The organism is Lysinibacillus sp. FSL P2-0066 (assembly GCF_037969495.1).
In the GTDB taxonomy this organism is placed as follows: domain Bacteria; phylum Bacillota; class Bacilli; order Bacillales_A; family Planococcaceae; genus Lysinibacillus; species Lysinibacillus boronitolerans.
In genome coordinates, this window is the sequence record NZ_CP150202.1 from 2,975,500 (window position 1) to 2,997,887 (window position 22,388).

At 39.0% G+C, this 22,388-nt stretch carries 27 protein-coding genes; 3 read left to right on the forward strand and 24 right to left on the reverse strand.

Translation table 11 applies throughout. The features are described 5' to 3' along the window. The first annotated feature begins 121 nt into the window (after positions 1–121). Complete coding sequence (locus tag MKZ14_RS14880; protein WP_004226902.1) at positions 122–259, forward strand: YqzM family protein; 138 nt, start codon at positions 122–124, stop codon at positions 257–259. Between the two features lie 28 nt (positions 260–287). Here MKZ14_RS14880 and MKZ14_RS14885 read toward each other — a convergent pair whose 3' ends face one another. From MKZ14_RS14885 to MKZ14_RS14940, 12 genes are all read right to left on the reverse strand, one after another. After that, positions 288–2,210 (reverse strand): DNA internalization-related competence protein ComEC/Rec2, encoded by a 1,923-nt coding sequence (locus tag MKZ14_RS14885; RefSeq protein WP_339281020.1) that lies wholly within the window; start codon positions 2,208–2,210, stop codon positions 288–290. Positions 2,211–2,578: 368 nt separating this feature from the next. Beyond that, positions 2,579–3,148 (reverse strand): ComE operon protein 2, encoded by a 570-nt coding sequence (locus MKZ14_RS14890; protein WP_004226897.1) that lies wholly within the window; start codon positions 3,146–3,148, stop codon positions 2,579–2,581. A 105-nt stretch (positions 3,149–3,253) separates the two neighbouring features. Beyond that, the gene (locus tag MKZ14_RS14895; RefSeq protein WP_312126011.1) at positions 3,254–3,883 is read right to left on the reverse strand and encodes a helix-hairpin-helix domain-containing protein; all 630 of its coding nucleotides are present in this window, start codon (positions 3,881–3,883) and stop codon (positions 3,254–3,256) included. Between the two features lie 212 nt (positions 3,884–4,095). After that, positions 4,096–4,833 carry a class I SAM-dependent methyltransferase gene (locus MKZ14_RS14900; protein WP_312126014.1) on the reverse strand — a complete coding sequence of 246 codons (738 nt, stop codon included), beginning with the start codon at positions 4,831–4,833 and terminating at the stop codon, positions 4,096–4,098. After that, positions 4,834–5,178, reverse strand: coding sequence for a ribosome silencing factor (gene rsfS / locus MKZ14_RS14905; RefSeq protein ID WP_004226890.1), 345 nt, complete (start codon positions 5,176–5,178; stop codon positions 4,834–4,836). Beyond that, the gene (gene yqeK / locus MKZ14_RS14910) at positions 5,175–5,747 is read right to left on the reverse strand and encodes a bis(5'-nucleosyl)-tetraphosphatase (symmetrical) YqeK (protein ID WP_312126016.1); all 573 of its coding nucleotides are present in this window, start codon (positions 5,745–5,747) and stop codon (positions 5,175–5,177) included. Before yqeK ends, rsfS begins: the two co-directional genes overlap by 4 nt. Further along, entirely contained in the window at positions 5,716–6,306 is a 591-nt protein-coding gene (locus MKZ14_RS14915) for a nicotinate-nucleotide adenylyltransferase (RefSeq protein WP_026023467.1), read from the reverse strand. The genes yqeK and MKZ14_RS14915 overlap by 32 nt, the downstream gene beginning before the upstream one ends. Positions 6,307–6,315: 9 nt before the next feature. Continuing rightward, positions 6,316–6,618 (reverse strand): ribosome assembly RNA-binding protein YhbY, encoded by a 303-nt coding sequence (yhbY, locus tag MKZ14_RS14920; RefSeq protein WP_016994151.1) that lies wholly within the window; start codon positions 6,616–6,618, stop codon positions 6,316–6,318. A gap of 5 nt (positions 6,619–6,623) precedes the next feature. Next, positions 6,624–7,454, reverse strand: coding sequence for a shikimate dehydrogenase (aroE, locus tag MKZ14_RS14925; RefSeq protein ID WP_312126019.1), 831 nt, complete (start codon positions 7,452–7,454; stop codon positions 6,624–6,626). Positions 7,455–7,486: 32 nt separating this feature from the next. Next, positions 7,487–8,590: a ribosome biogenesis GTPase YqeH gene (yqeH, locus tag MKZ14_RS14930; protein ID WP_004226877.1), complete on the reverse strand. Its 1,104-nt coding sequence runs from the start codon at positions 8,588–8,590 to the stop codon at positions 7,487–7,489. Then, positions 8,587–9,108, reverse strand: a complete 522-nt coding sequence (locus MKZ14_RS14935; protein WP_016994153.1) for a YqeG family HAD IIIA-type phosphatase — start codon at positions 9,106–9,108, stop codon at positions 8,587–8,589. The genes yqeH and MKZ14_RS14935 overlap by 4 nt, the downstream gene beginning before the upstream one ends. A gap of 36 nt (positions 9,109–9,144) precedes the next feature. After that, positions 9,145–9,927, reverse strand: coding sequence for a phosphatidylserine decarboxylase (locus MKZ14_RS14940; RefSeq protein WP_016994154.1), 783 nt, complete (start codon positions 9,925–9,927; stop codon positions 9,145–9,147). A gap of 136 nt (positions 9,928–10,063) precedes the next feature. Here MKZ14_RS14940 and pssA point away from each other — a divergent pair, with 136 nt between their 5' ends. Further along, the gene (pssA, locus tag MKZ14_RS14945; RefSeq protein WP_048392670.1) at positions 10,064–10,564 is read left to right on the forward strand and encodes a CDP-diacylglycerol--serine O-phosphatidyltransferase; all 501 of its coding nucleotides are present in this window, start codon (positions 10,064–10,066) and stop codon (positions 10,562–10,564) included. A gap of 86 nt (positions 10,565–10,650) precedes the next feature. Then, entirely contained in the window at positions 10,651–11,358 is a 708-nt protein-coding gene (gene sigK, locus MKZ14_RS14950) for an RNA polymerase sporulation sigma factor SigK (protein WP_004226867.1), read from the forward strand. Between the two features lie 120 nt (positions 11,359–11,478). Here the strand turns inward: sigK and MKZ14_RS14955 are convergent, their stop codons facing one another. The 12 genes from MKZ14_RS14955 to MKZ14_RS15010 form a co-directional block, all read right to left on the reverse strand. Then, complete coding sequence (locus MKZ14_RS14955; protein ID WP_026023469.1) at positions 11,479–11,634, reverse strand: hypothetical protein; 156 nt, start codon at positions 11,632–11,634, stop codon at positions 11,479–11,481. Between the two features lie 51 nt (positions 11,635–11,685). Next, positions 11,686–12,378: a 5'-methylthioadenosine/S-adenosylhomocysteine nucleosidase gene (gene mtnN, locus MKZ14_RS14960; protein WP_259948179.1), complete on the reverse strand. Its 693-nt coding sequence runs from the start codon at positions 12,376–12,378 to the stop codon at positions 11,686–11,688. Between the two features lie 60 nt (positions 12,379–12,438). Continuing rightward, positions 12,439–13,098: a YrrS family protein gene (locus MKZ14_RS14965; protein ID WP_048392147.1), complete on the reverse strand. Its 660-nt coding sequence runs from the start codon at positions 13,096–13,098 to the stop codon at positions 12,439–12,441. 143 nt (positions 13,099–13,241) lie between these two features. Continuing rightward, the gene (gene greA / locus MKZ14_RS14970; RefSeq protein ID WP_016994160.1) at positions 13,242–13,730 is read right to left on the reverse strand and encodes a transcription elongation factor GreA; all 489 of its coding nucleotides are present in this window, start codon (positions 13,728–13,730) and stop codon (positions 13,242–13,244) included. Positions 13,731–13,905: 175 nt separating this feature from the next. After that, entirely contained in the window at positions 13,906–14,544 is a 639-nt protein-coding gene (udk, locus tag MKZ14_RS14975) for a uridine kinase (RefSeq protein ID WP_004226858.1), read from the reverse strand. Next, complete coding sequence (locus tag MKZ14_RS14980) at positions 14,544–15,824, reverse strand: U32 family peptidase (protein WP_036076254.1); 1,281 nt, start codon at positions 15,822–15,824, stop codon at positions 14,544–14,546. The genes udk and MKZ14_RS14980 overlap by 1 nt, the downstream gene beginning before the upstream one ends. 14 nt (positions 15,825–15,838) lie before the next feature. Then, a complete protein-coding gene (locus MKZ14_RS14985) occupies positions 15,839–16,771 on the reverse strand; it encodes a peptidase U32 family protein (RefSeq protein ID WP_333004747.1) in 933 nt (310 codons plus the stop codon). A 5-nt stretch (positions 16,772–16,776) separates the two neighbouring features. Beyond that, complete coding sequence (locus MKZ14_RS14990) at positions 16,777–17,409, reverse strand: O-methyltransferase (protein ID WP_258859814.1); 633 nt, start codon at positions 17,407–17,409, stop codon at positions 16,777–16,779. Positions 17,410–17,695: 286 nt separating this feature from the next. After that, positions 17,696–18,823, reverse strand: a complete 1,128-nt coding sequence (gene mltG / locus MKZ14_RS14995) for an endolytic transglycosylase MltG (RefSeq protein ID WP_048392143.1) — start codon at positions 18,821–18,823, stop codon at positions 17,696–17,698. Positions 18,824–18,992: 169 nt separating this feature from the next. Further along, entirely contained in the window at positions 18,993–20,180 is a 1,188-nt protein-coding gene (locus MKZ14_RS15000) for an acyl-CoA dehydrogenase family protein (protein ID WP_339280179.1), read from the reverse strand. Next, a complete protein-coding gene (locus MKZ14_RS15005; RefSeq protein WP_339280180.1) occupies positions 20,177–21,523 on the reverse strand; it encodes an LLM class flavin-dependent oxidoreductase in 1,347 nt (448 codons plus the stop codon). Before MKZ14_RS15005 ends, MKZ14_RS15000 begins: the two co-directional genes overlap by 4 nt. A 14-nt stretch (positions 21,524–21,537) precedes the next feature. Further along, positions 21,538–22,374: a MetQ/NlpA family ABC transporter substrate-binding protein gene (locus MKZ14_RS15010; protein WP_339280181.1), complete on the reverse strand. Its 837-nt coding sequence runs from the start codon at positions 22,372–22,374 to the stop codon at positions 21,538–21,540. Positions 22,375–22,388: the final 14 nt, after the last annotated feature.

The following is a 22,388-nucleotide window of genomic DNA, read 5'->3' on the forward strand; positions in this document are numbered from 1 at the left end:
TAGTCCTTTGTGTCTTTGACCGAATTGTGTCGATTCCTTGCCAGACAGGGAAATCACCTTTTCGATATAGCTTTTATGACCATGTTGTCTTATAATAAATAACAGAATTGGAGGGATAACAATGAATCCATTTGAAGGAAAAAACATACAATGTCGACGTAACGATGCCATCGATTCTGGTGTTGGCTTCGGTGTATCATTTGGCGTTTTCACGCTAATGTTTATTATTGCAACTATAGTAGAATTTGTATCACAGTAATTGGACTTATGCAGGAAAAGGGCCTTGGTCATTGGACAAGGCTCTTTTCATTTATGTTAACAGACCAGCGATTATCACGAATACGTACTTCGATTGATCCATTCACCCCTGTTGTCCATGTCACTAAATGTCTACTGACAAAACGTTGTACTACTTCTTCATGTGGATGACCATAACGATTATGAAGACCTGCACTAAAAACGGTTAATTGGGGTTGCAGCAGCTCGACAAAGGCTTCTGAGCTCGATGTCTTACTCCCATGATGCCCCGCCTTCAGCAATGTGAGATTGGCCAATAAAGGTCCATAACGCTTGATCAGCTGTTGTTCGCCATATTGCTCCAGATCCCCTGTAAATAACGCTGTAAACCCCTTTTGCTGCATGTAGAGGACAAGAGAATCATCATTTCCCTCATAAAAGGTGTCATCAGGCCATAAGTAATAAAAATCTGTTTCCCCTACACGCCACGAGGTCCCCTTCATTTTTTCTTTAATAGGAATATGGCGCTTATTTGCTTCTTGCCATAAATCATGCATTAAAGGCTCATTCAATGAGCCAGGTGTAACGTGGATTTCCTTTATGTTTATCTCTTGTAATACTTCCTCTGCTCCCTCAATATGATCTGCGTCCGCATGCGAAGCAATAAAAATATCGATAGTTCGTATACCCTTGCCTTTTAAAAATGGCACGACAACTTGCTTCCCTACCTCATAAGGACTATCTGCTTTCTTCCACGATTCCTGCTCAAAGCGCAATACTCCACCTGCGTCTATAACATAAACTGCCCGTCTAAATGGCAATTCAATGACGAAACTATCTCCTTGTCCTACATTTAAGAAGGTAATCTTCGTTTCGTTATACAACATGGGTGCCAAATGAATCAAAATAGCAGGAATGACAAGGACCATCATAGCTTTCCTGAACCGTTTTATTTCCAAATAGTAGAAGCTTACTAAAACACTTAACATTGCAATGCAGCTCAGCCAAATAGATGGTTTACCTGGTGACCATAATTGCCAAGGGAGCTCTTGCATATTAAAGATTATTTCGGTCAGCCAATTACGCAGTGGTTCATAGCCTGCAAATAGGATGTTGGCAAGTGGTAAGGAAAGATAGGATAACACAAAGGCTACAATATTAAATGGTAATATAACAAAGGAAAACAGTGGAACAAAAACAATATTGACAAAAAACGAGGATAAAGATAATTCATAAAAATGATGGAGTAATAGTGGGTAAACGATCAGTTGGCACACGTACGTGATAAAAAAAGAACGACCTAGCCAAGTTCTTGTCTGCTTAAAAATAATACCAGAATAAATAAGACTAACGGTTGCTAAATAGGATAGTTGAAAACCAATTTGGAAAATAACACCTGGTTCAAGCAAAACAAAGCCGATAAAGCTAATAGCTAACGCATCATCCATCGAAAGAACCCACTTAAAAAAGCGCAGTAGCAGCATCAACTCTACTACAGAAACAGCACGCCATACGGAAGGTGCTCCACCTGCAATGACTCCATAAATAGGTAAGAGGATCAATAGCACGACAGTAGCCATTTCCTTGCGAATTCTTATTCTAAGTAATCCTTCAAAAAAGAGCCAAGACATCAGCGCGACATGGAGCCCAGAAATCGCAAATAAATGGGTAATACCGAGCTTTTGATAGGCACGCTGCAGTTCATCCTCCATCTGATCTTGCACCCCTATTAGAAGTGCTTGAGCCTCTGCTACAAGCGATTTGGGAAAAGTCCTCTCTATATGTTTTTTCATATTATGTCTTACCTCGGCAAGAATCGTGAAGATGGAGGTTCGTTTTCCTACATAATGCCAATTCGTGATTTCTACAACGCCTGTTGCTCCTTTGCTTGTTAAATAGGTTGACATGGAAAAGGCATAAGCATGTGCAGATGGTGAGGGGGTCACAAGTTCATCTTGTGCCAAATATGTCATTCCTGTTAATGAGGTATTTTCATAAAAATTTTTCTCTTGTTCTGAAGAAAAGGTATAAACCACGTAAAGTTTTTCGCCATTTGTTGTTGTCGCAAACCCACGGAGTTTTTGCCCGTTTATTTTATAGTCATTTGACCAAGTTATAGGGAAGGTTGACGGTAATGGGGAAGGTTCCGTCAGATGATTGATAGAAAGGAAAAAATAAGTTAGTAGACCACTAGTTAGTACAAAAATTGCAAGGAAACGTGACTCACCTTTTATGATGAGCCACAGGGCTAGTAGCAGTAAAAAAATGAGTAGCCATACTGATTTGTACACCGCAATAGTAGCTATCAGTACAGCAAGAGCTATCATAATCCATCTATGCTTTAAAGCTTGATGCCAAATAATGCACTCACCTTCTGTTCATATGGGAGCAATTTTTCAGCAGATACCCCACTCTCGCGAAGCTCGTGCAGCATTTCTGTATACAAAGCTAGCTTGTCATCTCGTAAAAAATCGATTTTACGTTCATCAAAGGGTACATGAACAACTTCCACTCCAGCTTTTGCAAATAACTCCTGTGCATATGGATTATTTTTATAATCCGTTGCGTAATACACACGTTCTATGCCAGCTTGAATGATAGATTTTGTACATGGTAAACATGGGAAATGTGTTACATACAAATCAGCACCTTTTGTCGGTGTTCCATATTTAGCACATTGCAGTAAGGCATTCATTTCAGCATGCACGGTACGCACGCAATGATTATCAACCACATAGCACCCTTTTTCGATACAATGCTCGTCCCCAGTGATGGAACCGTTATAACCACCTGCAATAATACGTTTATCCCGCACAACAGTTGCTCCTACAGCTAGTCTTGTACATGTACTGCGTAATGCGAGTAAATGGCTTTGTGCCATAAAAAATTGATCCCAAGTAATTCGCTCCATATGACTACCTCCAAAAATTATCTAACAAATTAACTTTCTCTTGCTTTTCTACTATAGTGTAGCCCTTTTAGAAAAGGGGCGTCAATATACCATCGTGTTAAGGTATTACTTTACGGTAATCGCATCCTTTAGCTTCTCAAATGTTTTATCACCAATACCACTAACATTTTTTAAGTCTTCTATGGTTTGAAACTGCCCATTTTCCTCTCGATACGTCAGGATACTTTGAGCTTTGGAAGGACCGATTCCTGGCAATGTTGCTAACATTGCTTCATCAGCTTTATTGATATTAATCTTTTGCTCTTTATTATTACTTTCAGTAGGTAGCGTTAACAGAGAAGGGGCTCCTTCCTCTAGCTGTTCGCCTTTGATAGGAATATAGATCACCATTTCATCCTGTACCTTTTGGGCATGATTGATAAATTGTGTGTCAGCATTCTCTGTATAGCCACCAGCGAGCTGTACAACATCTTTTATACGTTGGTCTTGCTGAAGCTCATAAACGCCTGGATACATTACAGCACCCTTTATTTCCACAAATACCTGCTGCATAACCGCTTCCTCAGCAGATTCACTCAAATTTTTTTCTTCAATAGGTTGGATTGTTTCGATGAGCTCTTCTTGGGGAGGTGAAGAGTCAGAACTCGAAAAATAGAAGTAACAAAGTCCACTGACGACTAGTATGCTGGGGAATAACATACTTTTTTTGTACTTTTGCCATAAAGATTGTAGCACAGTACCATCCTTTCCTTATGAAAGATCATCATATGGAGTTACATATATCTTACACTATGGATGGGTTGTTGAAAATGATAAAAAAACATCAGAGTTTCAATTACCTGTTGAAGAGAGCTATCCACTTACTTTAGCGTTTCTATCCGCTACTTTAGCGTTTCTATCCATCAAAAAAGCCACACTGCCTCTTACACAGTGTAGCTCTCTTTTCTTTATTTCACCGCACGAATAAAAATGCGTTCACTTTCATCATCAGGTGCCTCATCCGAAAAGTCTGCTGTGATTTCCACATAACTAAAACCGATGGCACGTAACCAAGTCATATACTGCTCGATAGTGAAAGTACGTTGCACGTGCTCCTCATCAAAGCGTTCATATAATTCACTTGCGTCATCTCGTACGTAAAAGGTCATTTGATGAATAACCGAATGCTCGAAGTCGGCAGGCTCCGTATGCCATACATAACTAATATCACCATCATCATATGTGAACGGACCATCTAAAAAAATCTCATTCATTTTAAATAAAGAGTGAACATCAAAAAACAGCTGTCCTCCATCACGCAACGCCGAATAGATACGTTCTAATGTCGTATAAACAGAATGCTCCTCTATCACATAATTCAAGGAATCAATTGTGATTGTGACAACATCGATTTCCTCAAAGCCATCTAGTTCGACCATAGACATACAGTATAATGGGGCATGATAGCCTGCACCAGCAAAGCGTTCTGCTGCAATGGACAGCATCTCTTCTGATAAATCAATTCCACTGACTTGATAGCCAGACTTTGCAAATAACAAGCTAAGTACACCAGTGCCACAACCAATATCTAAAAGTTTTGGGTATTGGCTGCTCGGTGCATGCTGTACAACCCAATCTATATAAAGATTGTAAGGAATATCCGTTTGCAGCTCATCATAGACATGAGCAAAGCGTTCGTAACTCACTTAGGCCTCTGGCATGTCTAGTTGCGGTGCATCGCCCCAAAGACGCTCTAAATTATAATAAGCACGCTCATCCTTATGGAATACATGTGCCACAACATCGCCTAGGTCAACTAGTACCCAACGTGCTCCATCGAATCCTTCGACACGGCGAATTTCATAGCCTTGTTGCTCAGCTACATCCTGTAATTCACGTGCAATGGCTTGCACTTGGCGATCTGAGTTACCATGAGCAATGATAAAATAATCTGCTAAAAGGGAAATTCCTTGCATATTTAAAACGACAATATCCTCACCATGTTTGTCGTCAATTGCTTTGTACGCTGCTTGTAATAAAGTTGAAGTCATCCTTCACTATCCTCTCTGTTCATCATATCGTTATAACATTCTATTGATAAAGGATAAATTGGCTGCTTGGTGTCAATTAAAAATGCCAAAGTATGGCGTACACATGCACTCATCGCCTTATCCAAATTTTTTTGTGCTTTTTTGCGCAGACGCTCCACACCATCAAATCGACGGTTCGGTTCAATCATATCTGCGACAAAAATAATTTTTTCTAAACGGCTCATACTAGCACGCCCAGTAGTATGGAAACGAATAGCATTCAACAGCTCTTCGTCTGTGATGCCAAACTCACTTTGTGCTATATATGCACCTACTGGACCATGTAGTAATTCACTACCCCATCCAATGAGTCTTTCATCTAAATTTTCATCACGAACGATATTCTCCATCCACTCAATATCAGCATATTTAGCAATATCATGGAGGATAGCTGCTGTTTCAGCTTTTTTTACGTCCTCGCCATACTTTTGAGCTAGGTTGATGGCCGTTTCCATCACTCCGACTGTATGAATAAAACGTTTTTCAGGCATTCTTGGCTTAATCGCCGCTAAATACTGTTCGCGTTCCATAAAGACCTTCCTCTCGTATGAACGTCTCTACCGCTTCTGGTAGTAGAAATGTCACCGTTCCTCCTGTAGCCAGGCGTTCACGAATCAGTGTGGACGATAAATCGATTTGGGGTATTTCCACCATACTTATAGGGTACTCTGTTGCCGCGGCTGTCCCTGGACGCTTTACTCCGACAAACTGAACAAGCTTCACTAAATCATCTATACAATGCCATGTATGTAGCGAATCAATCATATCGCCACCGATGATAAAGTAAAATTTCACATTCGGCTCTCTTCTACACAATGCAGAAAGTGTCTCATAGGAATAGGATACGCCACCCTTCTCCAGCTCATACGACTCTACTGAAAAATAAGGAAATGGGCGAATCGCACGTTTTACCATTTCAAGCCGTTCAACACTACTAGCATCAAAACGTGCATGCTTATGTGGTGGGATGGCATTAGGCATAAAGCGGATTTCATCAAGTTCTAGCGCATGAAATACTTCATTTGCTATCAAAAGATGACCCATATGTGGTGGGTTAAATGTACCTCCTAGTAAACCGACCCTTTTCATCGTCTCACCTTATTTCGCTACTTTTGGTAATACAATCTTTTTATGATTGCGGGACTCTTTATATAAAACAACTGTCAGACCGATTAATTGGACAAGCTCCGCATGAGCGCCTGTTGCTAATGCTTCAGCGACTTCATGTTTATCTTCTTCACAGTTATCTAAAATACGTACTTTTATCAATTCACGTACTTCTAATGCCTCACGAATTTGCTTTGTCATTTCATCATTAACGCCACCTTTTCCTACTTGGAAAATAGGTGTTAAATGGTGTGCTTCTGCACGTAAAAAACGTTTCTGTTTACCTGTTAACATAAAAATTAGTTTCCTCCTAATTGCGCCTTCAGTTGCGCAATCATTGAATTTGTATTTGGATAGTTTCCTAACCAGTGTTCAAAAGCGATGGCTCCTTGATGGACAAACATTCCTAAGCCAGTAACAATCGTTGCTCCTTTTTCTTCAGCCGCTTGTAAAAAAGGCGTCATTAATGGATTATACACAATATCCGCAACAATTGCTCCTTTCATCAGCCGATCTAATGAAAATGGCATTGAAAAATTGCCCGTGGAAAGGCCAGCTGATGTCATTTGCACAATAATGCTGAAATCAGCTAGCGTCTCTTCCGCTTGTTGTAAAGAAATGGCATGTCCCATACCCATTTCATCAATAATCTTTTGTGCATTCATCACCGTACGATTGGCAATGGTTACATGACAATAGCCTTGTTGCTGCATAGCAAAGGCAATGCCACGAGCTGCTCCACCAGCACCAACAAGTAATACAGGCTTGTCTTTATGAGATACCCCAACGGCTTCTTCGAGTGATCGAACAAATCCAATACCATCTGTATTATAGCCTTTCAGCTTTCCTTCTGTTGTTCGTACGACGGTATTCACTGCGCCCATTTTTTGTGCCAGCTCATCTAGCTCGTCTAGATATGGAATGATTGCTGTTTTATGAGGAATTGTCACGTTCCAGCCACTTGCCCCTAACGTCTTCAAGCCAGCAACAGCTGACTCTAATTGATTAGGCTTTACATGTAAAGGAATATATGTCGCATCAATTGACATGTCCTCGAACCAAGCATTGTGCATGGCAGGTGATTTTGAATGTTCAATTGGATCACCCATAACTGCAAACCACTTCTTCATGTTCTAGTCCCTCTCTCTACTATGTCCTCCATTTAGATTAGCGAAGGACGAATTGAAACTTGTACACCTTTTGGTGCGTAAGCTGCTACTACTACATTCGCATGCTGAACGGTAATCCAGCCTAGCCCAGAAAATACAACATCTGTTTTCGCTTCTTTGATGGAAAATTCATGACGAACCAATGGTGGCAACTGGTCGATAAAGTCCGCAGTTGGTGGCGCCAATAATTCCCCCTTATGCTCTTCATATAACGCATCTGCCTTCTCAAGCTTTGTACGATGAATTGGTAAATCATTTGCCACATGGATTGTAAAGGCAGAACGGTCTCCCTGAATAAAATCAAATCTTGCCAATGCACCAATAAATAAGGTTTGCCCAGCATTTTGTTGGTAGACTTTCGGCTTAATTTCTTTTTTCGGCATAATATATTTTAATTCACTGGAATCAATGTGATGTGCCATTTGATGATGATTAATAATACCTGGCGTATCATATAATGCACTACCATCATCCAATGGAATATCAATCATGTCTAAAGTCGTACCTGGGAAGTGCGAGGTTGTAATCACTTCACCCTCACCTGTTGCCTGCTTAATAATCCTGTTAATGAACGTGGATTTCCCAACATTTGTACAGCCAACAACATATACATTTTGTCCTTTACGATACTCATCGATGGCTTCCATTGCTTCTGCCATCCCTTTGCCTTTATGGGCACTGACTAGTAGGACATCGACAGGCTGTAGCCCAAGAGCCTTTGCTTCTCGTTTCAGCCAGTTAATAACTTTTTTCGGTTTCACTGACTTTGGTAATAAATCTGCTTTGTTCGCAATCAATAGGACAGGATTTTTTCCTACAAAACGGTGAAGCCCTGGTAGCCAACTGCCATTAAAATCAAATATATCAACAATTTTTACGATTAAGCCTTGCTGTGTGCCAAGACCATTTAAAATACGTAAAAAATCGTCATCTGTTAATGATACTGGTTGAATTTCATTGTAATTTTTCAAACGGAAGCAACGCTGGCAAATGACTACATCCTTTTCTAATGATGATGGGGGTGCATACCCAACTGCTGTTTTATCTTCTGTTTGAATTGTTGTACCACAGCCAATACAATTTGGCATTTCAATCATTCTTGTTCCTCCCAAGTTATAATTCCTTTTCGTTTCAAATCATTAAATACGCGACGTTCAATGAAACGATTCAATTTTGTTACAAGCCCGTCTGATTGTGCAACAGGCTTCACGAGCACCGTGTGTAAGCCTAAGCGGTTTGCTCCCATTACATCCGTAAGGAGTTGATCTCCTACCATCACTACTTCATTTGGACGCAGGCCTAGTTGAATCAGCGCATTATAAAAAGCATTACGAAGTGGCTTTTTCGCCTTGTGAATATAAGGGATACCTAATGGTTCAGCAAAATGCTTTACACGAGCTTCCTTGTTATTTGACGCAATAATAACACGAATACCAGATTCTTTCATAATGCGCAACCAAATGATTAGCTCTTCTGTTGCATCTGGACGATCCCATTCAACAAGCGTATTATCTAAATCCGTAATGATTCCTCTAATCCCTAATTCCTGTAACTTTTCCGGCGTAATTTCAAAAATATTCGTCACAAATTCGTTCGGTAATAAAAAATTATACAAAATAGCGACCCCTAATCTTAACGTATTATTCGACCATTATAGCATATTTGCAAAGGCTTCACCCATTCGAATTGGGCTTCCTTTTACAACATTATCCGTAAATTTAATGGTATCTTTTTCAAATAGCATTACAACAGTGGAACCAAATGAGAAATAACCAACTTCCTGCCCCTTACGCCATTTTGTTGTTGTATTTGTGAGTACAATTGAATTCACAAAGGTCGCACCCACTTTAATAAAGGCAACATGCTGATTATTAGCTGCTTTCAGCTCAGTCACTAAACGATAATTATGAGAAATTGGTTTTTTACCGTATGTAAGACCTAGCTGATTCACAGGATAAGATTTCTGACCAAGTGTATATTGGCGTAAAACTTCTCCATCTATCGGGCTATGGATACGATGATAATCAGCCGGACTTAAATAAAAAACGATAAAATGTCCGTCTGCATATTGTGCAGCTCGTTCTGTATTGCCGAGTAAATCTTGTAATGCATAAGGCTTACCCTTCACAAGAAATGTCATATCCCATTCAATACGACCAAAGGATTCTACTTTAGCATCCACAGGGCTTGCATATACAGTTGGATTTTTTTCAATAGGTCGAGCCTCTTCAATAAGTTCTCTTGTAAAAAAATCATGTAAACACGAAAATTGTTGTTGTTTTTTTGAAACTTCTTCAAGGTTAATATCGTATAACTTCATGTAGCTTGGAATTATACGTTTACTCCACTTCGCTTTTGCAATTGCTTGCAAAAGATTGGAAGATTGCTTTCCATTCGTTAGTTCTATCAAGCGTTGATATAGTTTTTCTTTCATACAGTAAAACCCCTATCCATTAATTTAGACTGTCAATTTTTTCGCATTCGAAGTATAATGGTACAATATCTTAAGTGCAAAGGAGTGATCCCCCTTGTTTTTTTATCACAAGTTGGTGGATACCACGGTTAAGAAAATGAAATCGCACGCAGCTAACTTCATAACAATTAGTAATATGTCCTTTGGAGGCGCGGCTATTATGGCCACTCTACATGAATACTATAGCTATAGTGTCTTGTTTATCTTTATAGCAGCTCTTCTTGATCGCTACGATGGTAAGGTAGCGAGAGCGCTCGGACAAGTGTCAGAATTAGGTAAACAATTAGATTCTATGAGTGATATTATATCATTTGGTGTGGCGCCTGCATTATTAATGTATGAAGTTGTTCTAGTTGATTTTGGTTTTGTCGGCATGATGATGGCCGTATTATTTATCGTCTGTGGCGCGATGCGTTTAGCTCGCTTCAATATTAGCGAAGCGAACGGTTATTTCACAGGTTTACCAATTACAGCCGCAGGTACGTTCTTAACTTTAACGTATTTCGCAGCTTATACGTTCCATCCGGCATTTTATCTTTTCCTTTTCCCCATTTTAGCTTTACTCATGATTAGTACATTTACGTTAAAAAAAGTGTAACAGCACATTTGCTGTTGCACTTTTTTCATTTCCCACGGCTTTTAAACATATACTGTCGAAAAATGGGGAAAGGATGAAATCATTCAATGAGCGGAATTTTTACATCGATGTTGCAGTTATGGCTTGAAATCCCTGCGTTGCTTGGCTATTTAAAGGGGCAAACATTCCATAAACCCTTTTCAAAAGAAGAGGAAGCTGCTTGTATTGAACGATTTTTAGGTGGCGATGAGCAAGCGCGTCTTGATCTAATAGAACGTAATATGAGGCTTGTCGCACATGTCGTTAAAAAATTCCATCCAAAACATGAGCAACTCGATGATTATATTTCTATTGGAACAATTGGACTAATGAAAGCCGTTGAGAGCTATACCCCTGATAAAAAAACTAGACTTGCCACATATGCAGCTCGTTGCATTGAAAATGAGATTTTAATGCATCTACGCACCCAAAAGAAAGTGCAAAAAGACGTTTCGCTATTTGAGCCGATTGGAACTGATAAAGATGGGAACGCACTGCAAATTCGCGATTTACTTCAGTGTGATGAAGAAAGTGCCACAGAGAAGCTAGAGCATAAAGAGCATGTAGCACAACTATACCACTATTTGCATATGCTCGATGAACGTGAGCTCGAAATTGTGACACTCCGTTATGGCTTAAATCAACAGGATGCACTTACGCAAAAGGAAATTGCAGCACGCTTAAATATTTCACGTAGCTATGTATCTCGCATTGAAAAACGGGCACTTATTAAACTCTATCAACTATATAAACGAGACCAAAAAACTATTGAATAATATATTGTAAAATGGTTATGAAAAAAATTCAATCCTTCAATGGCGGAAGATGCCTATTTCATGGCATATAAAAAACTCCTGTGCGACATGACTATGTCGCAAAGGAGCTTTCCCGTCATACTAGTGTGCTGATTCAGAGAGTTCTGCTGAAATCAACGTACCTATTAAAGTTGTAATAATGACTACACCTGCTGTTAAAAATAACATCATGAATGCCTCCCATTCTATTATGAAGAGATTTATTAATGTCAGTGTAGCATTTGTTTTTTGTATCAACTGTGATTTTTCTCACAGAATAAACCACACATTTTGACCATTCTGTGTAGTTTATAGTGAGGAAATTGCTTTTAATACGACTTGTGTCGAATGTTTTGCAGCAACTGGTAAAAATTCATCAAAGCTAATATTCGATTCTTTACCTGCAATATCTGATAATGCACGAATGACTACAAAAGGTGTAGCAAATTGATAACAAACTTGTGCAACTGCAGCCGCTTCCATCTCTACAGCTTTCATTTGAGGGAAATGGCGACGAACAGCCTCTACACGTTCAGGATCATTCATAAAAGCATCCCCAGAGCAAATTAAACCAACGCCATACTGGTGCTCTCCAACTGCCTTTACAGCCTCCTCAGCTACCTTCATCAATTTCTCATCTGATTTATATGCTGCTGGCATACCAGCCATTTGTCCAATTTCATAGCCAAAGATTGTGACATCCACATCGTGGTGACGAACTTCATCAGAAATAACGACAGCGCCTACCTCAAGAGTTTCATCATATCCACCTGCAGAGCCTGTATTAATGACAACATCTGGTTTAAACTCATGTAAAAGAATTGTCGTAGACATAGCAGCATTTACTTTACCAATACCGCTTTTTAATAATACGACTTCCTTGCCTTCAAAAGTTCCTGTTGTATACTCACTACCTGCAATCGTTGTGCTGTGTGCATCGTCTAATGCTGCTCTTAGAAGCTCCACTTCCTCTTCCATTGCGCCAATTACTGCAATTTTCATGTACTGTTACTTCCCTTCTTTTATCAACTCTATTAAAAATAATCAAAAGAGTGATTTTCGTCAATAGGCGCCTTCTAATGTATTTAGTTGCTCTAGCTTCACAGGCTTCCACCCTTCATTATCAACCCATTCCATGCTTACACGATACATTTGAGATTTATCATTGGTCGAAACAGTTGCAATGGATGAATTAGGACCACCATTATTTTGCATACGCCAGATGATCATATTGCTTTGGTCAATACCTGTCACAGTAGATACTGTTGCTACTTTCTCAGCCCAGTCTACAGACGTGTCGTCATATGAAGACACATGCTGACCTGTTTGAGTTGTAGGTGTTGGTTGCCAATTTTTATTCGTGATGACCTTCTCAACAATAGGATTATCTGATGCTGATTCTTCTGCTGTGCCTTGTTCTTCCTGGGATGTCTCAGGTTCTGATTCTTCTTCTGAAGGTTTATCTTCTTCTACAGCAAGATCTTCTTTTTCTTCATCCGTCGGTTCTTTTTCTACTTCTTTTTCATCATCACCGCTCTGTTCTTCTTGAACGGGTTCCTCTTTCACTGCTTGATCTGCATCATCTTGCCATTTAAACACATAGGTTGCTGTGATAATAATGAGTACAACCACAACACCAATTAGAACATTCAATAGTTTATCTAGCTTTTTATTACGAGATGGCTGCAAATGACGACCACTTCGAGTTTGTCGTTCACTCATAATGTCTCCCCCTCTCTAGGCAATATTCTATCAAGTTCGACAGCACTTGCAAAATAATTCTACTCACTATTTTACTACATAGTTATCACGCTAAAAATGGTACAAGCAGTCAGCCAAAGGCTAACTGCTTGTACATATACATATTATTTAATTGAGACAATTTTCACTTTCATTTCGCCGCCAGGTGTTTGAACGACAACCTCTTCACCTTCAGCACGACCAAGTAGACCTTTTGCAATCGGTGATTCATTCGAAATACGGAATTCCATAGGATCTGCCTCAGCAGAACCAACAATTGTATAAGATTCTTCATCTGTTGATGGCTTACCATTGATGATTTCTACGAATGTAACCGTTTTCCCTAGTGATACTACACTGTTATCTGTCTCGTCTTCAGAAATAATCACTGCATTGCGAATCATTGATTTTAATGTTGAAATACGACCTTCTAAAAAGGCTTGTTCTTCTTTAGCAGAATCGTACTCAGCGTTTTCAGAAAGATCTCCAAAATCACGTGCTATTTTAATGCGTTCAACGATTTCTTTTCGTGTTTCAGTTTCTAATTTTACTAATTCTTCTTCTAATTTACGTTTTCCCTCAGCTGTCATAGGGTATTGTTTTTCATTTGCCAAAGTCCTTCACTCCTTGTTTCTTCAATATAAAAACATAAAACTCGACTAAATGCACGGAAGATGCATTTAATCGAATTTTATTATTTTTAAACGTTTTCAAATTACGCTTTGACCTAATAGTATGCATGCTTTTTCAAAATATGCATGTAAATATTGTCAATACCACTCTATCTTATTACAATACGTTGTCGGTTTCAAGAATAGTTTTAATTTTCGTTACCATTAAATCAATTGCTACCTCATTATCCCCACCTTCAGGAATAATGATATCAGCATAACGTTTCGTTGGTTCAATAAATAAATTATGCATTGGTCGAACTGCCGATAAATACTGCTCAATCACCGAATCCGTTGTACGACCTCGCTCTTTAATATCACGCATGATGCGACGAATAATGCGTAAATCAGAATCTGTATCCACGAATAATTTAATATCCATTAAATCACGTAAATCAGCATCCTCTAGCACAAGAATACCTTCTAGTATAATAACATCTACTGGTTCAACGTGAATAACTTCTTCTGCCCTTGTATGTTGGACGTAATCATACACAGGTTTTTCAATTGGTTGACGCACTAACAACTTTTTTATGTGCTCAATTAATAAATCATTATCGAAAGCTAACGGATGATCGTAGTTAGTTCCTAAGCGTTCTTCAAATGTTAAATGACTTTGATCCTTATAATAAAAATCTTGTTCAATTACCACAACAGAATGCTCACGGAAAACATCATAAATGGCGCGCGTCACGCTCGTTTTTCCCGAGCATGAGCCACCCGCGATTCCGATGACAACAGGGCGCTTCACTGCCATTAGTTATTCTCCTTTCGCATCATGTTATGCGGCTTCAATGGTGTATCACATTTAAATTTAACAATTTGTAAAGGATGACGGGCTGCATCTAGGCTATTGCCATCCTCGTCCCAAATTTCGCCCATTGTTATACGGAAATTTTCAATTTCAGGACCAAAGAATTCTACTTCGTCTCCAGGTTTAAAATAATTACGCTGTTGCATTGTCACTATTTTTGTCTCTGGATCATGATCTAAAATAAGACCAGCAAATTCATAGGTTGTTTTACGACCATGCACACCAAACATTTGCTCCTCAAAGCCAGGTGCATCATGGAAGAATGCTTCAGCCGTATCACGGTTGGCACATTTGTCTAATTCCTCTAGCCACTCACGTTTAATTTTAAAGTTATCAGGATCTGCGCAATAAGCATCAATCACTTTACGGTACACAGTAACGACTGTCGCTACATAGTGAATGGATTTCATACGACCTTCAATTTTTAACGAGTCGATACCTAGCTCAATCATATGAGGAATTGCTTCAATTAATTTTAAATCTTTTGGACTCATCGCAAATGGCGCATGGCTATCATCGAAAAGTGCTTTTTCTTCACCATCTTCTAATTCATATAGATCATAGTCCCAGCGGCATGATTGGCAGCATCCCCCACGGTTTGAGTCACGAGCTGTCATATGATTAGAAAGAACGCAACGCCCAGAGTAGGCAATACACATTGCGCCATGAACGAAGGCCTCAATTTCAATGTCGACCTTTTCCTTCATCAGCTTCATTTCTTCTCCGCCTACTTCACGTGCTAAAACGACACGATGTAAGCCTTCTTCTTTCCAGTACTGCACGGCCTTCCAGTTGGACAGTGACTGCTGTGTGGAAAGGTGAATTTCAAGCTTAGGTGCTACTGTGCGACATGTTTCAATAATGAGTGGGTCTGCTACAATAATACCAGTTACCCCGACTGATTCAATGTCCTTTAAGTAACGCTCTAAACCATCCATATTTTCATTGTGGGCAAAAATATTTGTCGTTACATATATTTTCGCACCATATCGATTGGCAAATTCTACACCTTCACGCATTTCTTCAATTGAAAAGTTATCCGCATTCGAACGTAGACCAAACTCTCGCCCACCGATAAATACAGCATCTGCTCCGTAATGGACAGCTACTTTTAATTTCTCTAAACTACCTGCTGGGGCAAGTAGCTCTGGTTTTTTAGTAATGACACGTTTACCGTCGACAATCTCACGGATTTTGTCATTTTGCTCTAACGCTAATGCCATGTTATTGCCCCCTCCTAGTAAACTGTTTCCTTGAAGATAAAGCCTGTATCTAATGGTCTAATGGCTGGTTGAATATCTTCAATTTTTGCTAATAAATCATCTTTTATCTCTTCATATGCTTCTTCTGACTCGTCAAAATACGTATCGATTGCTTTTCGGTAAGCTTCAGTTACCTCTACTACATAGTCGGGCGTTTGAAGTACACCTTCAATTTTCAGCGCATCGATGCCACCCTCAAATAATTCGCCAAGCTCATCAATAATACACATATCATTTGGACTAAAAATATGTGTACCATTTACATCTTCGTATATTGGATATTTATTATTCCGTTCATCATCATGTAGGAACATATTACGATTTTCTTGACGATTTTCAATAGCCATTACTTTGTCTTGATATAAGAAATAATGGCCGAGTAATGGACGTTTTGATTGGAACATACATGTCATCCCATGTACCTGTACTTCAATCTCCATCTCAGTATTTTCTTTAATTTCTAATACTTCATCAAGAGAAAGTTCACGTGCTAACACGGCACGCGTTGCACCACGTTTCCCCCAGTAATTGGCCGTAAACCAGTTTGTGGCTGTCGTTTCTGGATTCCAATGTAACGGAATTGTGACACCTTGCTCTCGGCGAATAATAAGTACCGCTGGATCACCATAAATTAAACGGTCCACTCCGATACGTTGCATTTCTTTTAAATAATCAGCAAGTGCCTCTAGTTTCTCATTATGGAAAAGTGCATTGACTGCAACATACACCTTTTTACCCGCTTCGTGAATAAGCTTCGTCGCTTCTTCAACTTCCTCAACTGAGAACTCTCCTGCTAGACGTAGACCAAATTGTTGTTCACCAATAACAAAAGCATCTGCTCCAGCTGCTAAAAGTGCTTTTATATGTTCTAATGATTGTGGTGTCACAAGCAATTCTGGTTTTTTCATAGTAGTCACCTCTTCAAACATAGTAATAAACCGTCACCGACTGGTAAAAAAGCACTCGTATAATCTGGGTGCTGCATAATCCAATCCGTGAAGTTTTTTAAATTGCGAATCATTGTACGCTTACGACGTGGAACATCCTTCAACTCTAAATCAGACAAACCATGCATGTACATATTATCGATATATAATACCCCACCTGATTTTACTAAAGGCGCGTATTTTTCAAAAAAGCGTTGGTATTGTCCCTTCGCAGCATCAATAAAGACAGCATCGAATGTTGTGTTAATAGCCTCGTCATCCACTTCTAAAGCGTCACCCGCAATGACCGTAATTCGATCTGATACAGTCGAACGTTTAATATAGGCTTTTGCCCTTGCTACACGATCTTGATCACGTTCAATTGTAACAATTTGGACATTAGGCAATGCCTCAGCCATACGAATAGCAGAGTAACCGATTGCCGTACCTATCTCTAAAATTTTTGACGGATTTTGAATACGCAACAGCTGATTTAATGCATCTATACCTGCTAGTTGCATGATCGGTACATGATTCTCCTCCGCATATGCTTCCATTTCTAAAAGCAATTCATTACGTGGCTGTATAAATGATTGTATATATGCATCTGATAATTCCATTGTTTCCACCCTCATTTAAAAGGCAACGAGCGTTTGTCGTTGTCTGTACTTCATCATTTATCAACAAAAAGAAAAAGACCAAACGTGATGTCTTGGTACTTCGCCATACAAAAATGAGCAATTGCTTCGATATGCTCAAACAATTGCCACCACGCATATTTGTCCCGCATAAATGAACGGATTGATCAAAAATCACACTTTATAATAGCATGAAAATAGAAGGAAAGCTATTTTTCTTTCCTTCTATCCATCTGTTTGCTATATGATTTTTGTTCTTCCTATACGTTTATTCTTCTTTTCGTAAATATTTTTCTACCTTCTGCAAATGCTCATCATAGGTTTTTGAGAAGTGGTTGACACCCTCTTTATCTGCTAGGAAGTAGAAATAATCTGTTTGACTTGGATTTAATGATGCCTCAATCGAAGTTTTACCTGCACCTGCTATTGGACCAGGTGGTAGACCTTTATTTTTGTAAGTGTTATAGGCATTATCCACTTCTAAATCTTCATATAGAACACGATCCTTGTGATCACCCAGTGCATAGAGCACGGTTGGGTCTGTTTGGAGTGGCATCCCTTCATTGATTCGATTATAGAAGACACTTGCAATAGTCTCTCGATCCGTTTGAGCAGTCGCTTCTTCTTCCAATAATGACGCAAATGTTAACAGCTGATGTACGGACATTTGTTTTTCAGCTAATACATCACTATAGTTCTTCACTACATTGTTCATGGCTGCTATCATCTCTTCTACAATCGCTTGTAAAGATGGTTTTTCTTCATAATAAGAATACGTAGCTGGATATAAATAGCCCTCTAAGTCATAGCGAATATTGTCAGCTAAAACAGCCTCTGTAACTAGCTCAGGATAATTAGCCATCATTTGCTGAACAAATGTGTCACTCGTCACAAGATCCATAAATTCTTTTTGTGTGTACGGTGTTTTCTTTTCAATCACTTTCCCAATTTGTTCAAGTGTTAAGCCTTCTGGGACTGTCATCGTAAAGACAGGCTTACGATATACCTTCCCTGTTTTCAAGCTTTCAATGAGTTCATCAAATGTCATTGCCTGTGTTAAATCATAATTTCCCGCTTGAAATTGTGATTCATTTTTAAATTTTGCATAGTATTTAAAAACACGTGCATCTTTTATGACACCTTTTTTCTCTAGTAGTGTTGAAATGGAGGACAAACTAGAGCCAATTGGTACTTCTACTGCAATTGTTTTCGTTGCATTAGGGTCTAATGGTTTTAAAGCACCTTTTACATAATTGTACCCAAATAAACCAACAACTCCAATTATTAGTACGAAAACAATGGCAATAATTGCGACGATTTTTCTCACCATTTTTACCTCAGATTTTCTTTCTTGCATTTTTGAAAACATTTCTTGTTTTTTAGAACCGTTATCCACGGGTTTCCCCCCTATCACTATTCAATATCATACTAGAAATCAACTTTCACGACAAACAGAAATCGACAATTCAGGAGAAATTGCATATGTAAAAAAATCTGCCAGCTATTTTTGCTGGCAGATTCCCTCTCTATAAACCTTTTACGGTTCAGAATCTTCATTGTGTATACTATAATTGAAAAGTTTCGTGCTTCTTATCGACAAGTAATCCCATTGCAAGTTGAGATATAACCACATCATCTGCTGGCGGATTAAAGCGGCTACATTGAACATCTCTAAATAGACGCTGGATTTTGTTTTCTTTAGATAAACTTCGTCCCCCTACAACCTGCATAGCTTTTGTTACAATATCAATGGCGTAATTACAAATAACATACTTTGCAATACTAACAGACTCCGATAGTTGCTCCTTAAGAACTGGATTTTGTTCAACCTGTGTTGCAATACTATACAATGTTCTTCGTGCAGTTTGATAAAGTACTTCTATTTCACCAATTTTTTGCTGAACATGACCAGCATGAGCGATTGTATTTTCTAAGCTATGTGAATACGTATTTTTAGCAAAATCAATGGCATAATCTCTTGCTGCTCCTGCCACTCCTAAATAAACGGCTGGAATCTCTAACGAGTACACGCGACCATCAGCTAAAAAACGATTAACTTCATTTGGACGATGTCTGTAAAGTAACGCTGTTTCTGGTACAAACGTGTCATGAAAAATAATATCATGACTGCCCGTTGCCCTCATCCCCATCGCATCCCATGTTTCAACAATTTCCACTTGTTCATTTTTAGTAATGAGAAACTCAGCTGTTAGATTTTCTTCTTCCAGATAAGCAATAATGGTGAATTGTTTTAAAATCGGCGCTAATGAAGCAAATGCCTTTTCACCAGTAATGCAATATCCTCCCGTTACCTTTTTAGCGATTGTACCAGGTAAACTCCCTCGAGAAATATTCCCCTTTCCACGTTCACTGTTAATAATATTCAAAAGTGAGCCTTCCTCTACTGCTTTTCGGCATAATTCTGCAAAGATAGGCTCTGGCCATGTTTTCGCCTCACGAACATTCAAAAACGTCAATAAGTGCCAGCCAACAGATAATGCAGTAGACGCATCACCTCTAGCTAATTGTTCTTGGACTAATAACATTTCGTATAGAGAAATTTCTTCTCCACCGTATTTTAAAGGCACTGTTAATCGAAAATAACCTGCATCTTCTAAAATCTTAAAATGCTCAAATGGAAATTCTCCACTCTCATCATATCGATTAGCTGTATTCTCAATTTGTTTGGCTAAATTCTGAGCATATTGAACAAGCCCTTGCTCTCGTTCATTTCGAATAAAAATATCAATCATTCCTGAGTCACCTTACTTTTAGCAAAACGATTCAGCGGCTTTTTCAAGCCTAAATGCTCTCTTAACGTTGTGCCTGTATAATCTTTACGATAAATACCTCGCTCCTGCAAAATCGGTACAACCTTGTCAACAAAATCCTCTAAATCACGTGGTAATAACGGAAACTGTAGCATAAAGCCATCTGCTGCTTGCTCTACTATCCAACGCTCCATCTCATCTGCTATTTGTGTTGGTGTTCCGACAAAAGCATCGCGCTTTGCAGGTCCAAAAAGGCGTGCATACAAATCACCAACTTTTAAATTTTCCTTTTTAATAATCTCTAAGTGTTCATAAAAGTGACTTTGAATACTATTAACTTCTGGGAATTCCACTTCGATAGCAGGTGTATCGAGGGAGTACTTTGAAAAGTCAACATTTCCCATGTACCCAGAAACAAATTTTAAGCTTTCGTATGGATCAATCAATGCCTGTAACTCATTAAATTTATGAACTGCCTCCTCCTCTGTATCACCCACTATTGGGGAAATTCCTTGTAAAACAAGAAGCTCCTCCTCCTTACGTCCAAATGGAATAAGCTGTGCCTTTAGTTGACGGTAGTGTTCTTTCGATTTTTCAATATCATCCCAATGGACAAATACAACTTCCGCTGTACGTGCAGCTAATTGTTGGCCTGGTTTAGATGCACCAGCCTCTACAATTACAGGCTGCCCCTGTACAGAACGAGCAATATTTAATGGACCTTTAACAGATAAATAGTTTCCCTTAAATGATGTTTCATGCACTTTTTGACGATCATAAAATCGATTATTATCTCGGTCATAAAGAAAAGCGTCGTCTTCCCATGAATCCCATAATGATTGAACAACATCGATAAATTCCTCTGCACGTTCATAGCGATGGTCATGCTCCCAATGCTTATCGCGACTAAAATTTAAAGCCGTTTCCCCTGTGGCATCTGCTGTGGTTACTAAATTCCAAGCAACCCTCCCATTGCTTATATGATCGATAGACATTAACTGTCTTGCTAGCACATATGGCTCACTGTATGTCGTTGAAGCAGTTGCACCCAGTCCAATTTTAGTTGTTGCCGCCGCTAAAGCCGTAATTTGAATTAATGGATCAAAGCGATTTAAAATATGTGGGTGTGACTCATGATTAATGGCTAAACTGTCAGCAACAAAAGCTATATCAAATTTTCCTTTTTCCGCAATCTGCGCTACTTTTTGTAATGCTTGAATATCGATGCTTGCATTTGCTTGGGCAGATGGGTGCCTCCATGCAGCCACATGCATACCTGCTCCAATTAAATATAAGGCCAGTTTTATTTCTTTTTTCTTAGTCATTATGATTCTCCTCCCTAATATGAATAGAAATCCTTCCATGTTGCTAATTCATCCAGCGGCATCTCCACTGGAATATAATTGCCATTCGATACTTCTTTAATAAATTTCCCCGTTTCATCGCGCTGGTAAATTTCCACTATTTTCTTCAATGTGTCATTATTTTTATCTTCTGCCTTTGCCACGATAACATTAATAAATGGTTTAGCTGTTTTACTTTCATGAATGATGGCATCTTTCAATAAAAGACCAGCTTCTACAGCAACACCATTATTAATAATGGCAAAATCAGCATCCTCCATCACACGTGGTGTTGTTGCACCATCAACAGGCAAAATTGTTAAGTTTTTGGGATTACCTTTAATTCGATCTTCTCCACCGTTACCATCAAAATTGTCCGTTACGGTTAGTAGTCCATGCTCCTGAAGCAGCAGCAAAGCTCTACCCCAGTTGGAAGGATCATTTGGCACAGCGATTTTTGCGCCTTCTTTTATATCATCTAGCGATTTATATTTGTTTGAATATAAGCCAATTGGTGCCATTATCGTTGTGCCAATTGCCTGTAAATCCGAGTTATTGTTCGTATTAAATAAATTTAAATACGCAACATGTTGAAAAGCATTAATATCGACTTCTCCCTCCGCCAATGCCTGATTTGGGTCATATTGCGCAGAGAATGTTACTAATTCCAGGTTAATGCCCTCCTTACTAGCCTGTTCCTTTACATACTCCCATGTTTTCAATTCTGAGCTACGGATACCGACCTTCACAGTATCTTTTTTATCTGCTTCTGCACATGCTGCTAGTAAAAATAATAATGTAAAAAGTCCTATTACATATTTCAGCTTTTTCATGTTCTCATTCTCCC

Coding starts and splice junctions, on each gene's coding strand:
- MKZ14_RS14880 (WP_004226902.1), top strand. CDS start 122: ATGAATCCATTTGAAGGAAAAAACATACAATGTCGACGTAACGATGCC.
- MKZ14_RS14885 (WP_339281020.1), bottom strand. CDS start 2,210: ATGACATATTTGGCACAAGATGAACTTGTGACCCCCTCACCATCTGCA.
- MKZ14_RS14890 (WP_004226897.1), bottom strand. CDS start 3,148: ATGGAGCGAATTACTTGGGATCAATTTTTTATGGCACAAAGCCATTTA.
- rsfS (WP_004226890.1), bottom strand. CDS start 5,178: ATGACTTCAACTTTATTACAAGCAGCGTACAAAGCAATTGACGACAAA.
- yqeK (WP_312126016.1), bottom strand. CDS start 5,747: ATGGAACGCGAACAGTATTTAGCGGCGATTAAGCCAAGAATGCCTGAA.
- MKZ14_RS14915 (WP_026023467.1), bottom strand. CDS start 6,306: ATGAAAAGGGTCGGTTTACTAGGAGGTACATTTAACCCACCACATATG.
- yhbY (WP_016994151.1), bottom strand. CDS start 6,618: ATGTTAACAGGTAAACAGAAACGTTTTTTACGTGCAGAAGCACACCAT.
- aroE (WP_312126019.1), bottom strand. CDS start 7,454: ATGAAGAAGTGGTTTGCAGTTATGGGTGATCCAATTGAACATTCAAAA.
- yqeH (WP_004226877.1), bottom strand. CDS start 8,590: ATGATTGAAATGCCAAATTGTATTGGCTGTGGTACAACAATTCAAACA.
- MKZ14_RS14940 (WP_016994154.1), bottom strand. CDS start 9,927: ATGAAAGAAAAACTATATCAACGCTTGATAGAACTAACGAATGGAAAG.
- pssA (WP_048392670.1), top strand. CDS start 10,064: ATGAAATCGCACGCAGCTAACTTCATAACAATTAGTAATATGTCCTTT.
- sigK (WP_004226867.1), top strand. CDS start 10,651: ATGAGCGGAATTTTTACATCGATGTTGCAGTTATGGCTTGAAATCCCT.
- mtnN (WP_259948179.1), bottom strand. CDS start 12,378: ATGAAAATTGCAGTAATTGGCGCAATGGAAGAGGAAGTGGAGCTTCTA.
- MKZ14_RS14965 (WP_048392147.1), bottom strand. CDS start 13,098: ATGAGTGAACGACAAACTCGAAGTGGTCGTCATTTGCAGCCATCTCGT.
- udk (WP_004226858.1), bottom strand. CDS start 14,544: ATGGCAGTGAAGCGCCCTGTTGTCATCGGAATCGCGGGTGGCTCATGC.
- MKZ14_RS14980 (WP_036076254.1), bottom strand. CDS start 15,824: ATGGCATTAGCGTTAGAGCAAAATGACAAAATCCGTGAGATTGTCGAC.
- MKZ14_RS14985 (WP_333004747.1), bottom strand. CDS start 16,771: ATGAAAAAACCAGAATTGCTTGTGACACCACAATCATTAGAACATATA.
- MKZ14_RS14990 (WP_258859814.1), bottom strand. CDS start 17,409: ATGGAATTATCAGATGCATATATACAATCATTTATACAGCCACGTAAT.
- MKZ14_RS15000 (WP_339280179.1), bottom strand. CDS start 20,180: ATGATTGATATTTTTATTCGAAATGAACGAGAGCAAGGGCTTGTTCAA.
- MKZ14_RS15005 (WP_339280180.1), bottom strand. CDS start 21,523: ATGACTAAGAAAAAAGAAATAAAACTGGCCTTATATTTAATTGGAGCA.
- MKZ14_RS15010 (WP_339280181.1), bottom strand. CDS start 22,374: ATGAAAAAGCTGAAATATGTAATAGGACTTTTTACATTATTATTTTTA.